General features: G+C 76.5%; 15 protein-coding genes. 8 read left to right on the forward strand and 7 right to left on the reverse strand.

Features of this window, described 5'->3' with window-relative positions:
- Nucleotides 1-219: 219 nt before the first annotated feature.
- From AB0E96_RS24830 to AB0E96_RS24845, 4 genes are all read right to left on the reverse strand, one after another.
- Complete coding sequence (locus AB0E96_RS24830) at nt 220-945, reverse strand: hypothetical protein (protein WP_359827438.1); 726 nt, start codon at nt 943-945, stop codon at nt 220-222.
- A 270-nt stretch (nt 946-1,215) separates the two neighbouring features.
- Complete coding sequence (locus AB0E96_RS24835) at nt 1,216-1,653, reverse strand: glutaredoxin domain-containing protein (RefSeq protein WP_359827439.1); 438 nt, start codon at nt 1,651-1,653, stop codon at nt 1,216-1,218.
- A 166-nt stretch (nt 1,654-1,819) separates the two neighbouring features.
- The gene (locus AB0E96_RS24840) at nt 1,820-2,233 is read right to left on the reverse strand and encodes a PPOX class F420-dependent oxidoreductase (RefSeq protein ID WP_359827440.1); all 414 of its coding nucleotides are present in this window, start codon (nt 2,231-2,233) and stop codon (nt 1,820-1,822) included.
- 104 nt (nt 2,234-2,337) lie between these two features.
- Nucleotides 2,338-3,663, reverse strand: a complete 1,326-nt coding sequence (locus tag AB0E96_RS24845; RefSeq protein ID WP_359827442.1) for an MFS transporter — start codon at nt 3,661-3,663, stop codon at nt 2,338-2,340.
- A gap of 129 nt (nt 3,664-3,792) precedes the next feature.
- Between AB0E96_RS24845 and AB0E96_RS24850 the strand changes: the two genes are divergently transcribed.
- Nucleotides 3,793-4,677 (forward strand): winged helix-turn-helix transcriptional regulator, encoded by an 885-nt coding sequence (locus AB0E96_RS24850; RefSeq protein ID WP_359827443.1) that lies wholly within the window; start codon nt 3,793-3,795, stop codon nt 4,675-4,677.
- Between the two features lie 318 nt (nt 4,678-4,995).
- Nucleotides 4,996-5,652, forward strand: coding sequence for a hypothetical protein (locus AB0E96_RS24855; RefSeq protein ID WP_359827445.1), 657 nt, complete (start codon nt 4,996-4,998; stop codon nt 5,650-5,652).
- Nucleotides 5,653-5,714: 62 nt separating this feature from the next.
- Here the strand turns inward: AB0E96_RS24855 and AB0E96_RS24860 are convergent, their stop codons facing one another.
- From AB0E96_RS24860 to AB0E96_RS24870, 3 genes are all read right to left on the reverse strand, one after another.
- Nucleotides 5,715-6,584, reverse strand: a complete 870-nt coding sequence (locus AB0E96_RS24860) for an NAD-dependent protein deacetylase (protein ID WP_359827446.1) — start codon at nt 6,582-6,584, stop codon at nt 5,715-5,717.
- A gap of 10 nt (nt 6,585-6,594) precedes the next feature.
- Nucleotides 6,595-7,326, reverse strand: coding sequence for an AAA family ATPase (locus tag AB0E96_RS24865; RefSeq protein WP_359827448.1), 732 nt, complete (start codon nt 7,324-7,326; stop codon nt 6,595-6,597).
- Nucleotides 7,327-7,642: 316 nt separating this feature from the next.
- Nucleotides 7,643-8,446, reverse strand: coding sequence for a methyltransferase domain-containing protein (locus AB0E96_RS24870; RefSeq protein ID WP_359827450.1), 804 nt, complete (start codon nt 8,444-8,446; stop codon nt 7,643-7,645).
- A 234-nt stretch (nt 8,447-8,680) separates the two neighbouring features.
- Here AB0E96_RS24870 and AB0E96_RS24875 point away from each other — a divergent pair, with 234 nt between their 5' ends.
- The 6 genes from AB0E96_RS24875 to AB0E96_RS24900 all read left to right on the forward strand — a co-directional run.
- Nucleotides 8,681-9,373, forward strand: coding sequence for a Tat pathway signal sequence domain protein (locus tag AB0E96_RS24875; RefSeq protein ID WP_359827452.1), 693 nt, complete (start codon nt 8,681-8,683; stop codon nt 9,371-9,373).
- Between the two features lie 505 nt (nt 9,374-9,878).
- On the forward strand, nt 9,879-11,915 hold the full coding sequence (locus AB0E96_RS24880) for a tetratricopeptide repeat protein (RefSeq protein ID WP_359827453.1): 2,037 nt from the start codon (nt 9,879-9,881) through the stop codon (nt 11,913-11,915).
- 32 nt (nt 11,916-11,947) lie between these two features.
- Nucleotides 11,948-13,174, forward strand: a complete 1,227-nt coding sequence (locus AB0E96_RS24885; RefSeq protein WP_359827454.1) for a glycosyltransferase — start codon at nt 11,948-11,950, stop codon at nt 13,172-13,174.
- A gap of 122 nt (nt 13,175-13,296) precedes the next feature.
- Nucleotides 13,297-13,938: a dihydrofolate reductase family protein gene (locus tag AB0E96_RS24890; protein ID WP_359827455.1), complete on the forward strand. Its 642-nt coding sequence runs from the start codon at nt 13,297-13,299 to the stop codon at nt 13,936-13,938.
- 4 nt (nt 13,939-13,942) lie between these two features.
- Nucleotides 13,943-14,785 (forward strand): alpha/beta hydrolase, encoded by an 843-nt coding sequence (locus tag AB0E96_RS24895; RefSeq protein ID WP_359827457.1) that lies wholly within the window; start codon nt 13,943-13,945, stop codon nt 14,783-14,785.
- A 463-nt stretch (nt 14,786-15,248) separates the two neighbouring features.
- Nucleotides 15,249-17,831: FtsX-like permease family protein (locus tag AB0E96_RS24900; protein WP_359827458.1), on the forward strand; the 2,583-nt coding region annotated here is incomplete at its 3' end.

The raw sequence follows: 17,831 nt of genomic DNA on the forward strand, positions 1-17,831 counted from the left end.
ACACCCCAATTAAAACCCCCCCTCTTGGGCCCCACCCCCCCACGGGGGGGCCACCCCAACAATCGGGGGCCCACCGCCGTTCGGCGTCCCGGGCTTCCCGGCCCCCGGCGCCGGGACGCGCGCACTCTCGGACGTTCAGCCGTACGCGCTCACGCGCGGGCACTCGCGCGAGGCCGCTCACCCGTGGGCACTCGCGCGCGGCCCCTCACGCGAGGCCGCTCACTCGTGGGCGCTGATCTCACCGCCGGCGCTGAGCACGATGTGGACGGCGTTGGCGTCGACGCCGGCGTCGTGCTGGTTCGCCTCCAGCGTCCCGTACACCGCGTTGTCCGCGCCGAGGATCTCCGCGCGGTAGTGGAGGTCGCCGGTCCTGGTGACCCTGGCCGTCCAGCCGCCCGCCAGCTTGAAGGTGCCCGGCCCCTGGTGTGCGCCGCCCATCCAGGAGTGGATCTTCCCGTCCAGCGAGAGCACCACGAACATGCCGTTGCCGTCGAGCCCGTCGTCGTGCCCCTTCGTCTCCAGGGTGGCGAGGACCTGGCCGTCGTTGACGACCTTGGCGAGATAGTGCTGGTCGCCGAGGGTCCGGATCTCGGCCGTGCTGCCGTCCACCAGGGTCTCGGTGCGGACCTGGCCGCCCGGCTTGGGCAGGTTCCCCGGGGCCGGTGCGGTCGTCGCACGCCCGGAGGGCGTGGCGGTCGGCGCGGTGGCACCGTGCGTCGCGGACGCCGCGGGCGTGCCCGGCGCGGCGGGCGTGGTGGCCGCCGGCGCGGCGGTGGGGGCGGCGCCCGGCGTGGTGGCCGCCGCGGCGGTGGTCGGAGCGGCCGCGCCCCGGGTGCCCGACGAGGAGGAGCAGGCGGTGGCCGCGGGTACCAGCAGGGCCGCGGTCAGAACGGTTCCGGCCAACCGACGGACGGTGCCGGCACGGCGGATCGTCGAGAGGGACATGCGGGTTCTCCTGAGCGAAGTACGGGTGAGGAGAGCGCAGTTCACGCCCCTCCCGCGGGGACCGAAGGCCGGGGCCGCGTCCACACCGAAGGTAGTACGAACAGTCGACGGAATTGAGCCTTCCATGTCACCGAACCGCAACGCCCGGGCCCTCCGCGCCCCGTCCGCACCGCGCCGACCTGCGCCGACCTGTGCCGATCGCCGTACGCCGCCGGGCCGTTCACCCACCGGACCGTCGCACGCCCGCCCCGCGCCCGGACCGCCCGCCGCTCAGGCGGCGGGCGGAAGCTGTCCGCGCACCCATCCGGGATCGGGGTTGGTGTGCGGCCGGCCGTCCACGACGACCGTCGGCACGGTCTCGTTGCCGTCGTTGGCCGCCCGCACCACCGCCGCCGCCTCCGGGTCGCTCCAGATGTCGACCCAGTGCAACTGCCGGGCCCTCCGCCCCAACCGGACGCGCAGCCGCAGGCAGTACGCGCAGCCCGGCCGCCAGTAGACCACCGGTCGGCCGTCGACCGCGCTGCGGCGCAGCGCCTCCGCCGCACCGGGCGAACTCGGGAACACCAGGGGCGAGTTCATGACCGCGAGCCCCGCGAACAGCAGCAGGTACAGGACGGCCGCCCCGTGGCTCCCGGTGAACGCCAGTCCGCCCGCGGCGGCGGCACCGCCGAGCAGCAGCGACAGCGGCAACTTCCACACACGCGTCATGGCGGCCCACCCCGTCCTCGGCCGGGGCGCCGCACGGGAGCGCGGCCCGGCCCGGAACGGCGATCCGTCGAAGGACCCGACGCGGCGTCAGCTGCCCTCCCCCACCGCCGATCAGGGGGAGGGCACCCCCGCCGCCGTCGCGGCTTCGGGCCCGCGGCCGCCCCGGTCAGCCGGTCGTCGCGGTGCCGACGACCCTGGTCGGGCTGATCCGGACGGCCACGCGCCGCACCTCCGGCGGGAGGTCGAGGTACTCCTGGCCGGCGCCGGGCCCCTCGTACTGCTCGGCGAGGGCGACCGCGAGGGCGCGCCCGGTGTCCTCCGTGACGGTGGCCAGGCCCCGGACCTCGACGTAGCGCAGCGGGTCGGCCGGGTCGTAGACGGTGAGGCTGGCCCGCGGGTCGCGGTGCAGGTTGCGCTCCTTGCGGCGCCCGGCCGCCGTGGAGACGAGCAGGTCGTCACCGTCGCGGCCGACCCAGACCACCGAGGTCTGCGGGCTCCCGTCCGGGTTGAGGGTGGCGAGGACGGCGGGGACGGGCGCGTCGAGCAGCGCGCGGACGGCGTCGTTCAGGATGGCTGTCATCCGGCCGAGGCTAGCCGCCGCTCCGCCGGCGCGCAGCCGGATTCGCGCGCGGCCCGCCGCGGCCCGCCGCCGCCCGCCGTCACCCGACGCCGTCCGACGCCGGGTCAGGCCAGGTCGCGCAGGCGGCGGATCGATCCGACCAGGAGGATCGCCGGACTGGCCAGGCTGCACACCGCCAGCAGGAGCAGGGCCGTACGCGGCCCCCAGGCCGTGGAGGCGGCGCCGGCCAGGAGCGCGCCGATCGGGATGGCGCCCCAGGAGACGAACCGGACGGTGGCCATCACTCTGGGCAGCAGCTCCGGCGGGGTGTGGGTCTGCCGGTGGGTGCGGGTGACGATGCTGGTGACCACGACGCCCGCCGAGAAGCCCGCGTTGCCGACCGCGAAGACCAGCACCGCCCAGCCGGAACCGGCCAACGGGAGCAGGAAGGTGAAGAGCGCCGCGATCAGGGCACCCCACCGCAGGGCGCCGCCGCTGCCGATCCGGGAGACCACCCGGGGCGTGAGGGCGGCGCCGACCAGGCTGCCCAGGCCGCCGGTGGCCATCAGGGCGCCGACGGCGGCGGCGGGCGCGTCGAGGGTGTCGACCAGGAAGACCGGGGTGAGCGTCATCAGCCCGCCGGCGACGAAGTTGACCGCGGTGGCGTCGGCGGCGCACGGCCCGATCACCGGGTGCCGGGTGACGAAGTGCCAGCCCTCGCGGATCTGCTCCCGCATCCCCGCGTCGGCCGGCCGCCCGGCGGGCCGCTCGGCGCGCGGCAGGCTGCGCAGCAGCGCCGCCGAGACCAGGTAGCTGACCGCGTCCAGGACCATCGCGGCCGCGCCGCCGACGAGTTGGACCAGCACCCCGCCGAGCGAGGGGCCGGCCAGCTCGGTGGCGGCGCTGCTGCCGGACAGCAGGCTGTTGCGGGCGGTCAGCTCCTCCTTCGCGACGATCGAGGGCAGGAAGGTGGAGTTGCCGACGTCGAAGACCACGCTCGCCAGGCCGACGAGCAGGGCGACCGCCACCAGGTGCGGCAGGCCGAGCACCCCCAGGGCGGCCGCCACCGGCACCGAGGCCACCGCCAGGCCGCGCAGCAGGTCCATCACCACCTGGGTGCCGCGCAGCGGGAGCCGGTGGACCAGGACTCCGGCCGGCAGTCCGACCAGCAGCCAGGCCAGGTACCCGGCGCCGGTGACCATGCCGACCTGCCAGGCGGTCGCGTGCAGGGTGAGCACGGCGATCAGCGGCAGGGCCACGACGGTCACCTGGTCCCCGAGCCGGCTGACCAGCGATCCGGTCCAGTAGCGCCAGAAGACCCCGGCCGATGCCCCGGGCCGGGCCTCGCGCCCTCCCCCGTGATCCGCCCCCTGCCCGGCTCCCCGCTCCGTTCCGCGGTCCGTTCCGCGGTCCGCTCCGCGGTCCGTCACGCCCGCCGTTCGCGTCGTCACATCCACCTTCGGGCCCACCCCTTCTGTCGCAACCGGCCCACCCGCCCGTCCGGACGGTCACGGCGCTCCGCCGCGGCCGCCTTCCACGGCGAGTGAGTTTCATTTTGGAACTCACTATAATCAGCACTCATGCGGCACACCGAAGCGGCGGACCCCGACTGCGCGATCTCCCAGGCCCTGGCCGTGGTCGGCGACACCTGGACCCTGCTCCTGATCAGGGACGTCGCCGGCGGCACCCACCAGTTCGACGCGCTGTGCGCCGGACTGGGCATCAGCCGGCGCGTCCTCACCGAACGCCTCAAGGCGCTCGTCGCCGACGGGGTGCTGGAGAAGCGGCTCTACCACCCCCACCCGCCGCGCTACGAGTACCACCTGACCCCGGCCGGGCGGGGCCTGCTGCCGCTCCTGGTCGCCCTCCAGGACTGGGGCGGCCGGTACGTCCTGGGCGACGGCTCGCTCACCGGGACCAGCACCGCCGACTCCGCCGAGACCCGCCGGGTGCACGCCCTGACCGGCCACCGGCTGCCCGAGCTGGAACTCGCCGACGCCACCGGCGGGTCGGTCGATCCCGTAGTGCCCGGCTCCGCCTGGACGGTGCTCTACTGCTACCCCGGCGCCTACGCCCCCGGCGGCCTGGACTACCCGCCCGGGTGGGGGGAGATCCCCGGCGCGGCCGGCTGCACCCTGGAGTCCGGCACCTACCGCGACCGGATGGCCGAGTTCACCGACCGGGGCGCCCGGGTCCACGGCATCAGCACCCAACGCCCGGACCAGCTGGCCGCGTTCGCGGAGCACGCCCGCATCCCCTTCCCGTTGCTCTCCGACGCCGATCTCCGGCTCGCCGCGGCGCTGCGCCTGCCCACGTTCCGCGCGGCGGGCGTCGACCGGCTCAAGCGGCTCACCCTCGTGCTGGACGCCACCCGCACCGTCCGCGGCGTCCTGTATCCGGTGATCGATCCGGCGGGATCGGTGGAGGACGCGCTCGCCCTGATCGACGGGCTCCTCGCACACTGACGGCAGGCCGGCATCGACCCCGCCCCGACGCACCGGGCGTCCGCACAGCCGCCCGGGTCCTGACGCGTCCCTGCCCAACTCACCCGACGCCCACACCCCGGGAACCAAACGCGCCACGGCCGCCCCACGGCGACCGGGCCGGGCGGCACGGCCGCTCGCACACCTGGCCGGATCGCGTCGTCCCCGAACCGCCCCCGCCGCGGTTCGGTCCGGAGGGCCCGGTTCCAGATTGTGACGTGACCCTGTCTAGTTCGTTCCCGTCCTGGTGTGGTGGGATGAGGCCTCACGGGGATGAACCGCTGACGGGGGTGTGTACTGGTGCGGAGCGAATGGCTGCGGGAGCTGGACGGGGACGCGGCGAGCCTGGCGGCCGTGGGGCTGGTCCGGCTGGGGGCGCAGGACTGGATGAGCACGGAGGCCGGGGCGCCGGCCTGGATGGGCGGACTGCGGGCCGCCTCGTTCGCCGACGCCTGGCTGGCCTTCGGCGACGGGCCCGGGTCCGGGCTGCGGGTGCCCGCGCCGGCGGCACTGCGGGCCGTGGTCGCCCGGGCCGCCGAGCTGGTGCTGCGCACCTGCCGGGAGGACGGGCCGGCGGCGCTGGAGTGGCTCGGACGGCGCTCGGCGGAGGCCCGCGAGCAGGCGCAGCGGGAGGGCGCTTCCCACCCGGCCGAGCCCTGCGCGCTGACCCTGGTGTGGCACGGCGTCCAGGCGATCACCACCGAGGACGGGGCGGGCCACGCCCACCGGATCGAGGAGCGCGCCGAGGCGTACGTACGGGAGCGGCACCACCGCCAGGACACCCTGGCACTGGTGCTCTGCTGCACCCGGATCGCGGCGGCCGCGCTGGTGGAACTGTGCGAGGGAGACCCCGGGCGGGTGGCCGGCAGCCTGGAGCAGGACGCGGCGCGCTGCATGCCGCGCGGCGGCCGGGTGCCCCTGTGGGTGCCGGGCCGGCCCGCCCTGCCGGCCGGCTGAGCGGACCGGAGCGGGCCGGGCCGGGCTCGGTTGGGCCGGGCCGGGCTCGGTGGCCCGGACGCTCACCCGCCGTCGAGCAGCCGGGCGACCTCCGCCATGGTCCGCCCCAGCGGCAGGTCGAGCCGGAGCTCGGCCAGCTCGTCCCCGCGCGTCGGCCCCTGGTTGACGATCGCGACCGGCAGCCCCGACCGGGCCGCCCGGCGCACGAACCGCAGCCCGGACAGGACCGCCAGCGAGGAGCCCAGGACGACCAACGAGCTCGCCGCGTCCACCAGTTCGTAGCAGTGCTCGACCCGGGGCGGCGGGACGTTCTCCCCGAAGAAGACCACGTCGGGCTTGAGCACCCCGCCGCAGTCCGCACAGGCGGCGACCCGGAAGGCGTCCACCGCGGGCTGCGGCAACCGCGCGTCGCCGTCGGGGCGCAGCTCCGCCGCCCCGGCCCGCCGGAAGCCCCGGTTGAGCTCGTCCAGCCGCAGGTCCAGCTCGGCCCGGCCGCTGGTGCGACGGCAGCCGAGGCAGACCACCCGGCGCAGGCCGCCGTGCAGCTCGACCGCCTCCCGGGTGCCGGCCGCGTGGTGGAGGCCGTCCACGTTCTGGGTGATCACCGCCGTGACACGCCCCGCCCGGCGCAGCCGTTCCACCGCGTGGTGCCCGGCGTTCGGCCGGGCACCGGCGATCGCGGGCCAGCCGGTGTGGCTGCGCGCCCAGTAGCGGCGCCGCGCGTCCGCGCTGCCGGTGAACTCCTGGTACGTCATCGGGGTGCCGCTGCGGCGCCGGCCGGTGGCGCCGCGGTAGTCGGGGATGCCGGACTCGGTGGACAGCCCCGCCCCGCTCAGCACCACCGCACCGCGCCGGTCCAGCAGCCGGACCAGGGCCTCCAGCCCCTCTCCCGGCGGGCCGGCCTGCCCGTCCGGGTGTTCGAACGCGTCCATGCCGTCGAGGTTAGACCTCCGGCCGGTTGTTCCCGGTCCGGCCGGACGGCTCCCCGCCGGCTCCGATGTCATCGGCCACACCGCCGGCGAAGGCCGTGATCCGCTCCAGCGACGGGGCCCAGCCCCGGGTCGTGTCCACGGCCAGGCAGGGGGCGTCCAGCGCGATCGGCACCCAGGACTCGATCGGCCGCTCGCCCCGGGCGATGCGGAGCAGCAGCTCGCCGTCCGCGTGGACGGCACGCGAGGGCGTCTCGGCGGCCCGGCGGGCGATCCGCGCGCGGGCGGTCCCGGGGTCGACGGCACAGCGCACGATGCGCAGGTCGGCGAGGTCGGCGAGCGGCTCCAGACCGGGCCGCCACAGCCGGTCCTGGAAGGCCGCCTCGGCCACCAGGTCCGTTCCCGCGCGCAGGTGGCCCTCGACGGTGCGGAAGAACTCCGTCAGCGTCCGCCGGTCCAGCTCCTCGACCGGCGCCTCACCGGCGGCGGCCATCCGCTCCTTGATCTCGTCCCGGCAGACCAGCGGCCGGCCGAGCGCACCGGCCAGGGCGTGCGCCAGGGTGGTCTTGCCGGCCCCGGGCGGCCCGCTCACGACGAGCAGTCGCGGGCGCCGGTTCGGGGTCGGGAGTCCGGTCGGGGCCGGGAGTCCGGTCGCGGTCGGGAGTCCGGTCGCGGTCGGGAGTCCGGTCGCGGTCGGGAGTCCGGTCGGGGCCGGGTGCCGGTCCACGGCGGGGAGTCGCGTCATGTCGGGTGAGTCTGCTCCGAGCGGCCGCCGCCCGCCACCTCCCCTGCGGGTGGCGGACGACGGACGGCGGGACCGCGCCGCCGGAACCCGTCGGAGCCGCCCTACCAGTTGACCTTCCTCCCGGGAAACCCGGCCGACGCGGAGGTGAACGACGCCGAACCGCCGGTACAGGAGCAGGTGTCGAAGCCCTCGGCCCGTCCCGCCGCCGGCCCGTTCCGCACCGCCCCCCTCGGCGGCCCCGCCACCGCCCGCGGACGGATCCCGGCGGGCACCGTGCCGGCCCCGGCGGCGCCTCCGCCGGGGCCGTTCCGGGAGGTCACGGGCGGCGTGCCCACGCGGAGATCATCGGGGCGGTGGCGAGGTCCAGCCGACCGGTGGCGACGTTGGCCAGGTGGCGGTCGATCTCCTCGTCCGTCGCGAGGCCCTCCCGCACCAGCAGCCCGCGGATCTGCCGGACCGTCGCGTCCTCCAGGACCGCGCAGGCCGGCGAGGTGATCGGGAAGTACGCGTCGGCCTGGACGTCGACCAGCCCCGCCTCGCGCAGCGCCCGGGGCAGCGTGCGTCCGTACGCGAGGTCGGCGCCGCGCCCCGCCATCAGGGTGCGGAAGCCGGACCGCAGCCGGTTGGCGAGGCGTTCCTCGGGGCCGGACTCGTCGGGGCAGAGCAGCGGCTGCAGGGCCGGGTCGGCGTCCTCCAGGAGCAGTCGGCCGCCCGGGCGCAGGGCCCGCACCATTCGGCGCAGGGCCTCGGCGCGGTCGGCGACGTGCACCAGGACCAGCCGGGCGTGCACCAGGTCGAAGCCGCCGGGCGGCGGCGGGTCGGTGGCCACGTCGTGGCGCAGCACCTCGATCACGCCGCCGGCGGCGGGGGCGGTCCAGGAGACGTCGATGTCGGTGGCGACGACCCTGCCGGTCGGGCCGACGCGCTCGGCGAGCCCGAGCGCCACCGAGGGGCCGCCCGCGCCGACCTCCCAGCAGCGCATGCCGGGGCCGATCCCGAGGGCGTCGACGTGCCGGAAGGTCACCGGGTCGAACAGTTCGGCGAGGGCGCCGAACCGGATGCCCGCCTCCGTCTGCCGGTTGTCCAGGAGGTACCCGTGGTCCTTGCCGTGCTCAGCCATGCCGGAATTCTCGCAGCCGCCCGGACATCCGGGCGTGCGGGCCCGGGGAGGGCCCGGGCCGGAGCCGCCCCGCCCTTGTTGACGAAAAGTCAGCAAGTTCGGCGCACCGCCTTGACGGCATGCGGTCACGGTTGGAACGTATGAGCCCGGAAACGCCGCGCGCTCCCCGGTCCCCACCGCTCGGGAGCCACGAGAGGACGTCTTCTCGCCCCTCACCGAGGAAGAGGTTTTCCCATGCGCTTCAGCCGCCACCTCGCCGCCACCGCCACCGCCGTCTGCGCGACCGCCGCGCTCACGTCGGCCGCCGCACCCGCCGCCGCTTCGCCCGGGCCCCTGGCCGCCGGCCCGGTGCTCACCGCCGGCAGCGCGGGCGGCACCGCCGTCGCCGTCGGCGACGCCCTCGCCGCGCCGCTCGCCGCGGGCAGCAGGGCCACCTTCTACTCGACCGCGACCAGCACCACCGGGGTCACCTGCGCCACCTCCCAGCTCTCGGCCTCGGTGCTGGACAACCCGGCGGCGCCGGGCAGCGCGACCGCGTCGCTGACCGGGCTGACCTTCGGCTCCTGTACCGCCAACGTCACCGGGGTCACCTCGGTGCGCAGCCTGACGGTCGGCAACCTGCCCTACGGCGTCACCGTCTCCGACGCGGCCGGCCTGCCGGTCACCCTCAGCGGCGGGTCCGCGGGGACGATCCAGGCCACCGCCGTACTGGACACCTGGTTCGGCACCATCACCTGCTCCTACCAGCTAAGCGGCGCGTTCACCGGAAACGCCGACAACACCGCGCACAGCCTGGCCTTCCGCACCGAGCACTTCGCCAAGAGCAGCGGCTCGACGCTCTGCCCGGCCGACGGCTACTTCTCCGCGACGTACGGCCCGGTCGCCGACACCAGCCGGCCGGGCGGCCCGGCGGTCTTCGTCAACTGACCTCCCCCGTACGGCCTGCGGGACGGGCGCGGCGACCTCGCCGCGCCCGTCCACGCTTCCGTCCACGCGCCGTCCGCGTTTCCGTCCACGCGCGCGCCGCCGCCGGAACGCGCCCGGTCTCCTCCCGACCCGGTCGGCATTCGGTGCCAACCGGTAGCGGAGCCTCCAATTCCTTGACAGCTCATACGAATTATCACCACCATGGGCGGTGGTCGCCGCGGGCCCCGGCCGACCGCCCCCCACCACCCACCGAAGGAGACAGACATGCGGAAGATGACGACCCGTAAGTCCGGCACCGTCGCGCTGACCGGCAACTCCCGCCGGCTCTGGATCGAGTGGTGCTGGTAACTCCGGCGCACCACTGACACCGGTGGCGCGCCGGGGCATCCCGTGTGCTCCGGCACGCCACCGCACAGCCGGGGCCCCGGTGCGCCACCGGGCGGCCGCGGTCCCGGAACGACGGCCCGCGGCGGGCCCGTCGACACGAGGAGGGGATGGGTCGAGCATGCGACACGTCTGGCTGGAGGCGGCACTGCCCCGGGACCGGAACGCGGCGGCCGCCGGAGCCGAAGGGCTCCTGGGCTCCTTCGACTGCCGGGTCTGGCGGCGCGGGCCCTACGGCGGGGTCGGCGAGTTCGTCCGCCATCTCGTCCTCGACCAGGGCCGCTCCCCGCTGGTGGACTGCCACCAGGTCGAACTCCTCAGCGCGGTAAGGGACTTGGAGCCCTCGATGCCGTGGGCCGCCGAGGCCGTCGCGGCCCTGGACGTCGCCGACGTCCAGATCAGGTTCCACCCGGCCCGACGCACCCGCCACCTCGCCTACGGGATAGGCGAGTTCGTCGCCGCCTGGTCGGCGGGCCGACGGACACCGACCGCCGTCGTGCTCGACCGGGTGGACGAGGCGGACGCCACCACCGTCGAACTCGTCGACACCCTGCTGCGGCGCGTCGACCCGTCCCGGCTGAGGCTGTACGTCGGCGGTGCCTCGCTGCCCGACGCGCTCGCCGCGACCGTCGCCGAGTACGCCCGTCCGCTCCCCGTCACCCCGTCCCGGCCGGCCCCCGACGACACTGCCCCTGCCCACGGCCCCGCCTGGCACGACGAGCGCGCCGACGCCCTGGCCGCGACCGGCGAGTGGTCCTGGCGACTCGGCGCGATCCCCTACCACCGCGAACGCGGCACCCGCCCGGCCACCGACGGCGTCGACGCACTGCGCGCCGCGCTCGCACTGGCCCTGCGCGGCGGCTTCTACGAGCACGCCGTCCGGCTCGCCGGGCGCGGCCTGCCGCTGGTCACCCCGGCGGGCGACACCCGGAACTGGTGGGCCCTCACCACCATGCTCGCCACCGCGCTGACCGCCCTGGACCGCCCGGCCGAGGCGCTCGCGCTCTACGACCGGGCCCGGCAGCTCACCGACGAGCCGAGGATCCACCTGTCCGCGGCCTACTCCACCGCCATGCTCCACGCCCGTCACCTGCCCGAGCCCGCCCGGGACCTCACCGCCGCCCGCATCTGGCTGGACCGCGCCATCGCCCTCGCCGGGCAGATCGACGACCCCCGCGAACGCACCGTCACCACCGTCTTCCACCGCCAGGGCCTCGCCCTGCTGGACAGCCGGGCCGGCGACCACACGGCGGCGCTGCGCACGGTCGAGGACGGCCTCGCGCGGCTCGCCGAGACCCTGGCCCCCGGCGAACGCCCCCAGGACCGCGCCCGGTTGGTCCACAACCGGGCCCAACTGCACCTCGCGCTGGGCGATCCGGCCCGCGCACTCGCCGACCTCGACACGGTGATCGCCCAGGACCCGCAGAACGCCGAGTACTACGTCGACCGGGCCGCCCTCCACCGGGCCACCGGCCGGCCGGACGACGCGATCGCCGACTACGGTACCGCGATCCGCCTCGGCCCGCACCTGCCCGAGGCGTACTACAACCGCGCCGAGACCCACACCGACCTGGGCCGGCCGGAGGCGGCACTGGCCGACCTCGACCGGACCCTGCGGATCGACCCCGACCACCTCGACGCCCTGGTCAACCGGGCCGGCCTGTACCTGGACGAGGGCGAACTCGACCTCGCCGAACGCGACGCCCACGCGGGCCTGGAGCTGTCCCCCGGCCAACCGCACCTGCTCTGCGTGCTCGGCCTGGTCGCGTCCGAACGCGGCCGCCTCCCCGAGGCCGAGGCGCTGCTCACCCGGGCCGTCGAACACTCCCCCGACCTGCCGACCGCCTGGGCCAACCGCGCGACGATCCGCTTCGAACGCGGCGACGTCCCCGGTGCCGTCGCCGACCTGGACCGCGCCATCGCCCTGGACCCCGACCCCGTCGCCCTCTTCAACCGGGGACTCGCCCACCGCCGACTCGGCGATCCGGCCGCCGCCGTCCGGGACTTCACCCGCGCCCTCGCCACCGACCCCGGGCCCGACCCGGAACTGCGCGCCGAACTGCTCCGCGAACGGGCCGCCTGCGCCCCGGCGTCCGCGCCGCCGCAAGGCCCGCCGCTGCAAGGCCCTCCGCCACAAGGCCCGCCGCCCGGCCCCTGACGGGCGCCGGGCGCGCGGTGGAGAATCGCCCCATGCGCATCCTGATCGTCACCACCGGCTCCCGCGGCGACGTCGCCCCGTTCACCGGCCTGGGCCGCCGCCTGGAGGACGCCGGGCACCGGGTCGCCGTGCTCGCCCATCCGGCCTTCGCGCCACTGGTCGAGTCCTGCGGACTGGAACACCGCCCCCTGCCGGGGGACCCGGAGGAGCTCATCCGCGCCAGGGCCCGCGCGACGTCCCCGGCGGAGACCCGCGCGCTGATGACCGCGTACGTGGACGGGCTCGCCGACGGCGTGGCGGACGCCGTCGGCGGGGGCGGAACCGACCTGCTGCTCACCGCCTTCGCCCCGTCCCCGCTGGCCCTGACGGCCGGTGACGCCCACGGCGTGCCCGTCCTCGGCACCTACCTCACGCCCGCCTTCGCCACCACGGAGTTCCCGCTGCCCGGCCCCGGCGCCGACCGGGACCTGGGGCCGGCGGGCAACCTCGCCGCCGGCCGCGAGCGGCTCCGCGGCGCGGAGCGGCTGTTCTCCGGCGCCGTGGCCCGGCTGCGCGAGCGCCTCGGCCTGCCCGGCGCGGCGGCGCCGGAACCGCTCGGCCGCACCCGGCCCGTCGTCCACGGCTACAGTCCCCTGCTCCTGCCGCGCCCGGCCGACTGGCCGGCCCCGGTCGACGTGGCGGGCTTCTGGTGGCCCGCCCGGCCGCAGGGCTGGCAGCCCCCGGCCGAACTCGTCGACTTCCTCCAGGCCGGTCCGGCACCGGTGTTCATCGGGTTCGGCAGCATGGCCCCGGGCGAGGGCGCGCGGCTCGGCGAACTGGTGACGGCGGCCGTACGGCGGGCCGGTGTGCGCGCGGTCGTCCAGGCCGGCTGGGCCGGGCTCGCGGCGACGGGCGACGACGTCCTCTCCATCGGCGACCTCCCCCACGACTGGCTGTTCCCCCGCATGGGCGCCGTCGTCCACCACGCCGGGGCGGGCACCACCGGCGCCGCACTGCGCGCCGGGGTCCCCGCCGTGACGGTGCCCGTCATGGCCGACCAGCCGTTCTGGGCGGCACGGCTGCACCGGCTGGGCGTCGCCCCGCCGCCCGTGCCGTTCGAGGAGCTCACCGCCGAACGCCTCGCCGACGCGATCACGGCCGCCCTGGCCGAACCGCTCCGCCGCCGCGCGGCCGCCGTGGCCGGGCTCATGACGGGCGAGGACGGCGCCGCCGCCGTCCTCGCCCGCATCGCCCGGATCGACGACACGCCCGCCCGCTGAGGCCACCGCCCGCTGAGGCCCGGCGGCTCCGGAGAAACCGGGTACCGGCGTGGCGATGAGTCTTCCGGCCCCCGCCGGTCTACACCTCGACGGAAACGACCGCACTCACCGGGAGCACAGCCATGGGCCTCATCCACATCGAACTGTTCGCGACCCTCGACCTCGTCGGGCAGGCACCCGGCGGCCCCGACGAGGACCCGGTGGGGTTCCCGTTCGGCGGCTGGCAGGCGCCACTGATGAGCGAGGTCACCGGGGCGCAGATCAGCGCCGCGTACGAGGGCACGGACGCCCTCCTGCTCGGCCGCCGGACGTACGAGATCTTCGCCGCCTACTGGCCGCACCAGAAGGACGGCGAGATCGCCGAGCTCTTCAACCGCGTCCCGAAGTACGTGGCCTCCCGCGGCGAGCCCGACCTCCCGTGGGCCGGATCCACGCGGCTCGGCCCCGACCTGGCCGCCGAGGTGCGCGCGATCCGCGACCGGCACCGCGACGTGAAGGTCGTCGGAAGCCTGGACCTGGTGCAGAGCCTCCTGCGGGAGAAGCTCTTCGACCGCCTCGACCTGTGGGTGCACCCGATCATGCTCGGCGTCGGCAAGAAGGTGTTCGACGGCGGCACGGTCCCCACGAACCTCACGCTCCTCGAACCGCCGGCGGCCGCCCCGCAGGGCACCGTCCACCTCCGCTACGGGCTCGCCGACGGCACCCCCGCGACGGGCGACATGAGCGCACCCGACCGCGGCCTCGGCCACGGCGGATCCCGGTGATCCGGTGACCACCGTCCACGCCAACGGGGTCGCCCTGGGCATCGAGTCCTTCGGTGACCGCGGCGCGCCCCTGGTCCTGCTCGCCGGCGGGCCGACGATGCTCTCCTGGCCCGACGCGCTGTGCGAACGCCTCGCCGCCGGCGGGCGCCGCGCGGTGCGCTACGACCTGCGCGACAGCGGGGAGTCCACGACGGCGGACCCCTGGGCCCCCGCCTACACCCTGCGCGACCTCGCCGAGGACGCGGCGGCCCTCGCCGACGCCCTCGGCGGGGCACCCGCCCACCTCGCCGGGACCGGCGTCGGCGGGATGGTCGCCCAGGTGGCCGCGCTCGACCACCCGGGCACCTTCTCGGCCCTCACCCTGGCCGGCACCCGCCCGGTCGCCCCGGGCCCGCCCGACGACGACCTCCCCGACCACGACCGGGCGACCATGAGCCGCCTGTTCGCCCGCCCCACGCCCGACTGGGCCGACCGCGGGGCCGTCGCCGAGTTCGCCGCCACCAGCGCGGAGATCCTCGGCGACGACCCCGCCACCGCCCGCACGACCGCCGCACGCGTCTGGGACCGCACCCCCGGCACCGCGCCCCCGGTCCAGACGGCCAACCAGCTCGGCACGGTGTTCGCCGCGCTCGACTGCACACCCCGCTGGCGCGAACGCCTGCCCGACATCGAGGTCCCCACCCTCGTCGTCCACGGCCGCCACAACCGCTTCTTCCCCCTCGGCAACGCCGAGGCACTCGCCCGCGAAATCCCCGGGGCGCGGCTGCTCGTCCTCGACCACGCCGCCACCACGATCCCCACCACGGCACTCGCCGAGGTCACCGACGCGATGCTCGCCCTCGGCTGACCCACACCGGGCGGGGGCGGCACTCCCCACCCCCGCCCGCCCGGGCGAGAACACGGTGCCCGCGCGCCCGCCCCTTCGGTGGCGCAGGTGGTCCGTCCGCTTGCTCTTTGGTCGGGGTGTGAATGAACTTCCCCGAACCGCGCGTGCGTTGGTCGTTCGGAAGGACTTCGGGAGCAGAAACGGCTCGCGTGGGCGTTCGGCCCGGGGCGGGGGTGGGGATAACCCCACCGCTGCTCCGCCGGGAGCCTCCATGGTCCGCCGCAGCCGCCGTTCCTAGCCTGGGTCGGGTCGATGACCAGCGACGATCCGCGAGGGAAGGCACCACCATGGCACGCCGCCACGACCGTTCCGCGTACGGGCCGAACGGGCCCCTTGACCCGGGTCCGGCCGCGATCGGGTTACGGGCGGCGCGACGCGGTCCGGTGGCCGCCCCGTTCGCCACGCGCCGGGTGGGGGCGGCAGCGTGAGCAACGGACTCGCGCGGGCCTCGGTACGCTTCCGGCCCGCCTCCTTCGCGGGGACGTTCATCGCCCTGCTCTTCGGCGCGGCGGTCATCATGGCCTGCGGCACCATGCTGCAGACCGGTATCACCGCCACCGTGCCGCCGGTGCGGTACGCGAACGCGCCGGTCGTCGTGGCGGCCGAGCCGGACGTCGAGATCGTCCGCAGGGTCAACAAGAAGGTGAAGACCGTCGACCGGCCGGTCTCCGACCGGGCCCGGGTGGACGCCGCCCTGGCCCGGCGGATCGCCGCGCAGCCGGGGGTGGCGGCGGCCCGCGCGGACTCCGCCTTCCCGGTCCAGCCGGGCCCGGCGACCCCGGCGCTGACGGGGCGCGGGTACGCGGCGCTCGGCATCGCGGGCGGCGCGGACACCCTGGTCGAGGGCCGTGCGCCCGGCGAAGGCGAGGTCGTCCTCGACGCCGCCACCGCGCGCGCCGCCCGCCTCGTCCCGGGCGCGAGCCTGGACCTGGTCGCGCCCGGCGGCGGTGGCACCTACCGGATCTCCGGCCTGGCCGCGCCGCAGGGCGCCGGCCCCACCGCCTGGTTCGCCGACGACGCGGCCGGCCGGCTCTCCGGCCACCCCGGCCGCGTCGACGCCATCGCCGTCCAGCCCCGCGAAGGCGTCGGGGCCGAGGACCTCGCCCGGCAACTGCGCGACGCGCTGCGCGACACCGCCGGCCGGGCGGACGCCGGGGAGTCCCGGCCCGCGGCCTCCCCCACCGGGGTCAGGGTGGTCACCGGCGAAGCCCGGGGTTCCGTCGAGAAGCCGTCCCTCGGGGACGGCCGTACCCTGCTCATCGCGATCGGCGGTTCCTTCGGCGGCACCGCGACCATGACGGCGGTCTTCGTCGTGGTGTCCACGATCGCACTGGCCGTCGGCCAACGGGCCCGGGAGTTCGCCCTGTTGCGCGCGGTCGGCGCGACGCCCCGCCAGATCCGGCGCACCATCGCGACGGAGGCGGTGCTGGTGGCTCCCCTCGCCGGGGTGCTGGGCCTCGTCCCGGGTGTGGCGCTGGCCCGCTGGTGGTTCGACGGCCTGACCGAGCGCGGCGCCGTCCCCGCGGGCGTCGAGCTGGACGTCGGCCCGCTTCCCGCGCTCGTGGCCGTCGCCACCTGTCTGCTCGCCGCGCTGGCCGCCGGTCATCTCGCCGCGCGTCGGCCCTCGAACCTGCGGCCCGGCCAGGCGCTCGGCGAGGCGTCGGTGCCGCCGGGGCGCGTGGGCGTGGTGCGCACCCTGCTCGGCCTGGTGGCCGTCGTCGGCGGCGTGGTGCTGGCCGTGGTGGCGGCCGGGATGAGCGGCGAGAACGCCGCGAACACCGCGCTGGGGGTGGTCATGTGCTTCCTGGCGGCGATCGCCCTGCTCGGCCCGTGGGTGGCCCGGGTCGCCGCCGGGGTGCTCGGGCTGCCGCTGCGGGCGGGTGCGGGCGGCGCCGCCGGTTCGCTGGCCGCCGACAACGCCCGCGCCAACGCCCGCCGGCTGACCTCCGCGTTCACGCCCATCGCGATGGTGACCGCGTTCTGCGGCACGATGCTGTTCATCCAGAGCAGCGTCCAGCACGCCACCGGCGCCCAGGTGCGCGACGGGATCACCGCCGACCACGTGCTCGGCTCCACCGGCCCCGGTCTGCCCGCCGCCACCGCCGAGCAGGCCGCCCGGGTGCCCGGTGTCGACGCCGCGGTGGGGGTGCTGCGCACCGGCGCCGTCTACCGTTCCGACGGCAAGCTCCGCTCCGCCGGCGTGCTCGGTGTCTCCGGTGACCCGACGAAGCTGTCCAGGGTCCTCGACCTGGGGGTGCGGTCCGGTTCGCTCGCCGACCTCGCACGGGGTGCCGACACCGTCGACCTCGACACGGCGCTCGCCGGCAAGCTCGGCCTCAAGGCCGGTGACCGCGCTTCCTTCTGGCTCGGCGACGGCACCCAGGCGCAGTTGACGGTCGTCGCCACGTACGAGCGCGGCCTCGGCTTCGGCCAGTTGGTCGTGCCCCGGGCGGCCGTCGCCGCGCACGCCGCCGTGGCCTTCGACAGCCAGGTCCTGGTCGCGGACGCCCCCGGCGCGGACCGGGCCGACGTCGCCGCCCGGCTGGCGGCGCTCCCCGTCGGCACCTCCGGCACCGGAACCACCGCGCCCGGCACGACCGGCACGGTTGCCACCGCCGGCGGGCTCACGGTGGCCGACCGCGCCGGATACGTCGCGCAGACCGACCGCAGGCGTGCCGCCGGTGACTGGGCGAACTCCGTGATGGCGGGCGTGCTCGGCGGCTTCGCGGCGATCACCGCCGCCAACACCCTGGTGATGACCGTCCTGGACCGCCGCCGCGAAGTCGCCCTGCTGCGCCTCGCGGGCGCCACCCGCCGTCAGGTGCGCGGCATGATGCGCTGGGAGGCCCTGCTGGTGGCCGCGGCCGGGCTGCTGCTGGGCAGCGCGATCGCCTGGATCACCCTGGTGCCGATCGCCCGCGGCCTGGCCGGAACGGCCCCGTACGTCCCGCCGGGCACCGCCCTCTCGCTGGCCGGCGCCGCCGTGCTGCTCTGCCTCGCCAGATCG

Source organism: Kitasatospora sp. NPDC036755, assembly GCF_040636595.1.
Taxonomy (GTDB): domain Bacteria; phylum Actinomycetota; class Actinomycetes; order Streptomycetales; family Streptomycetaceae; genus Kitasatospora.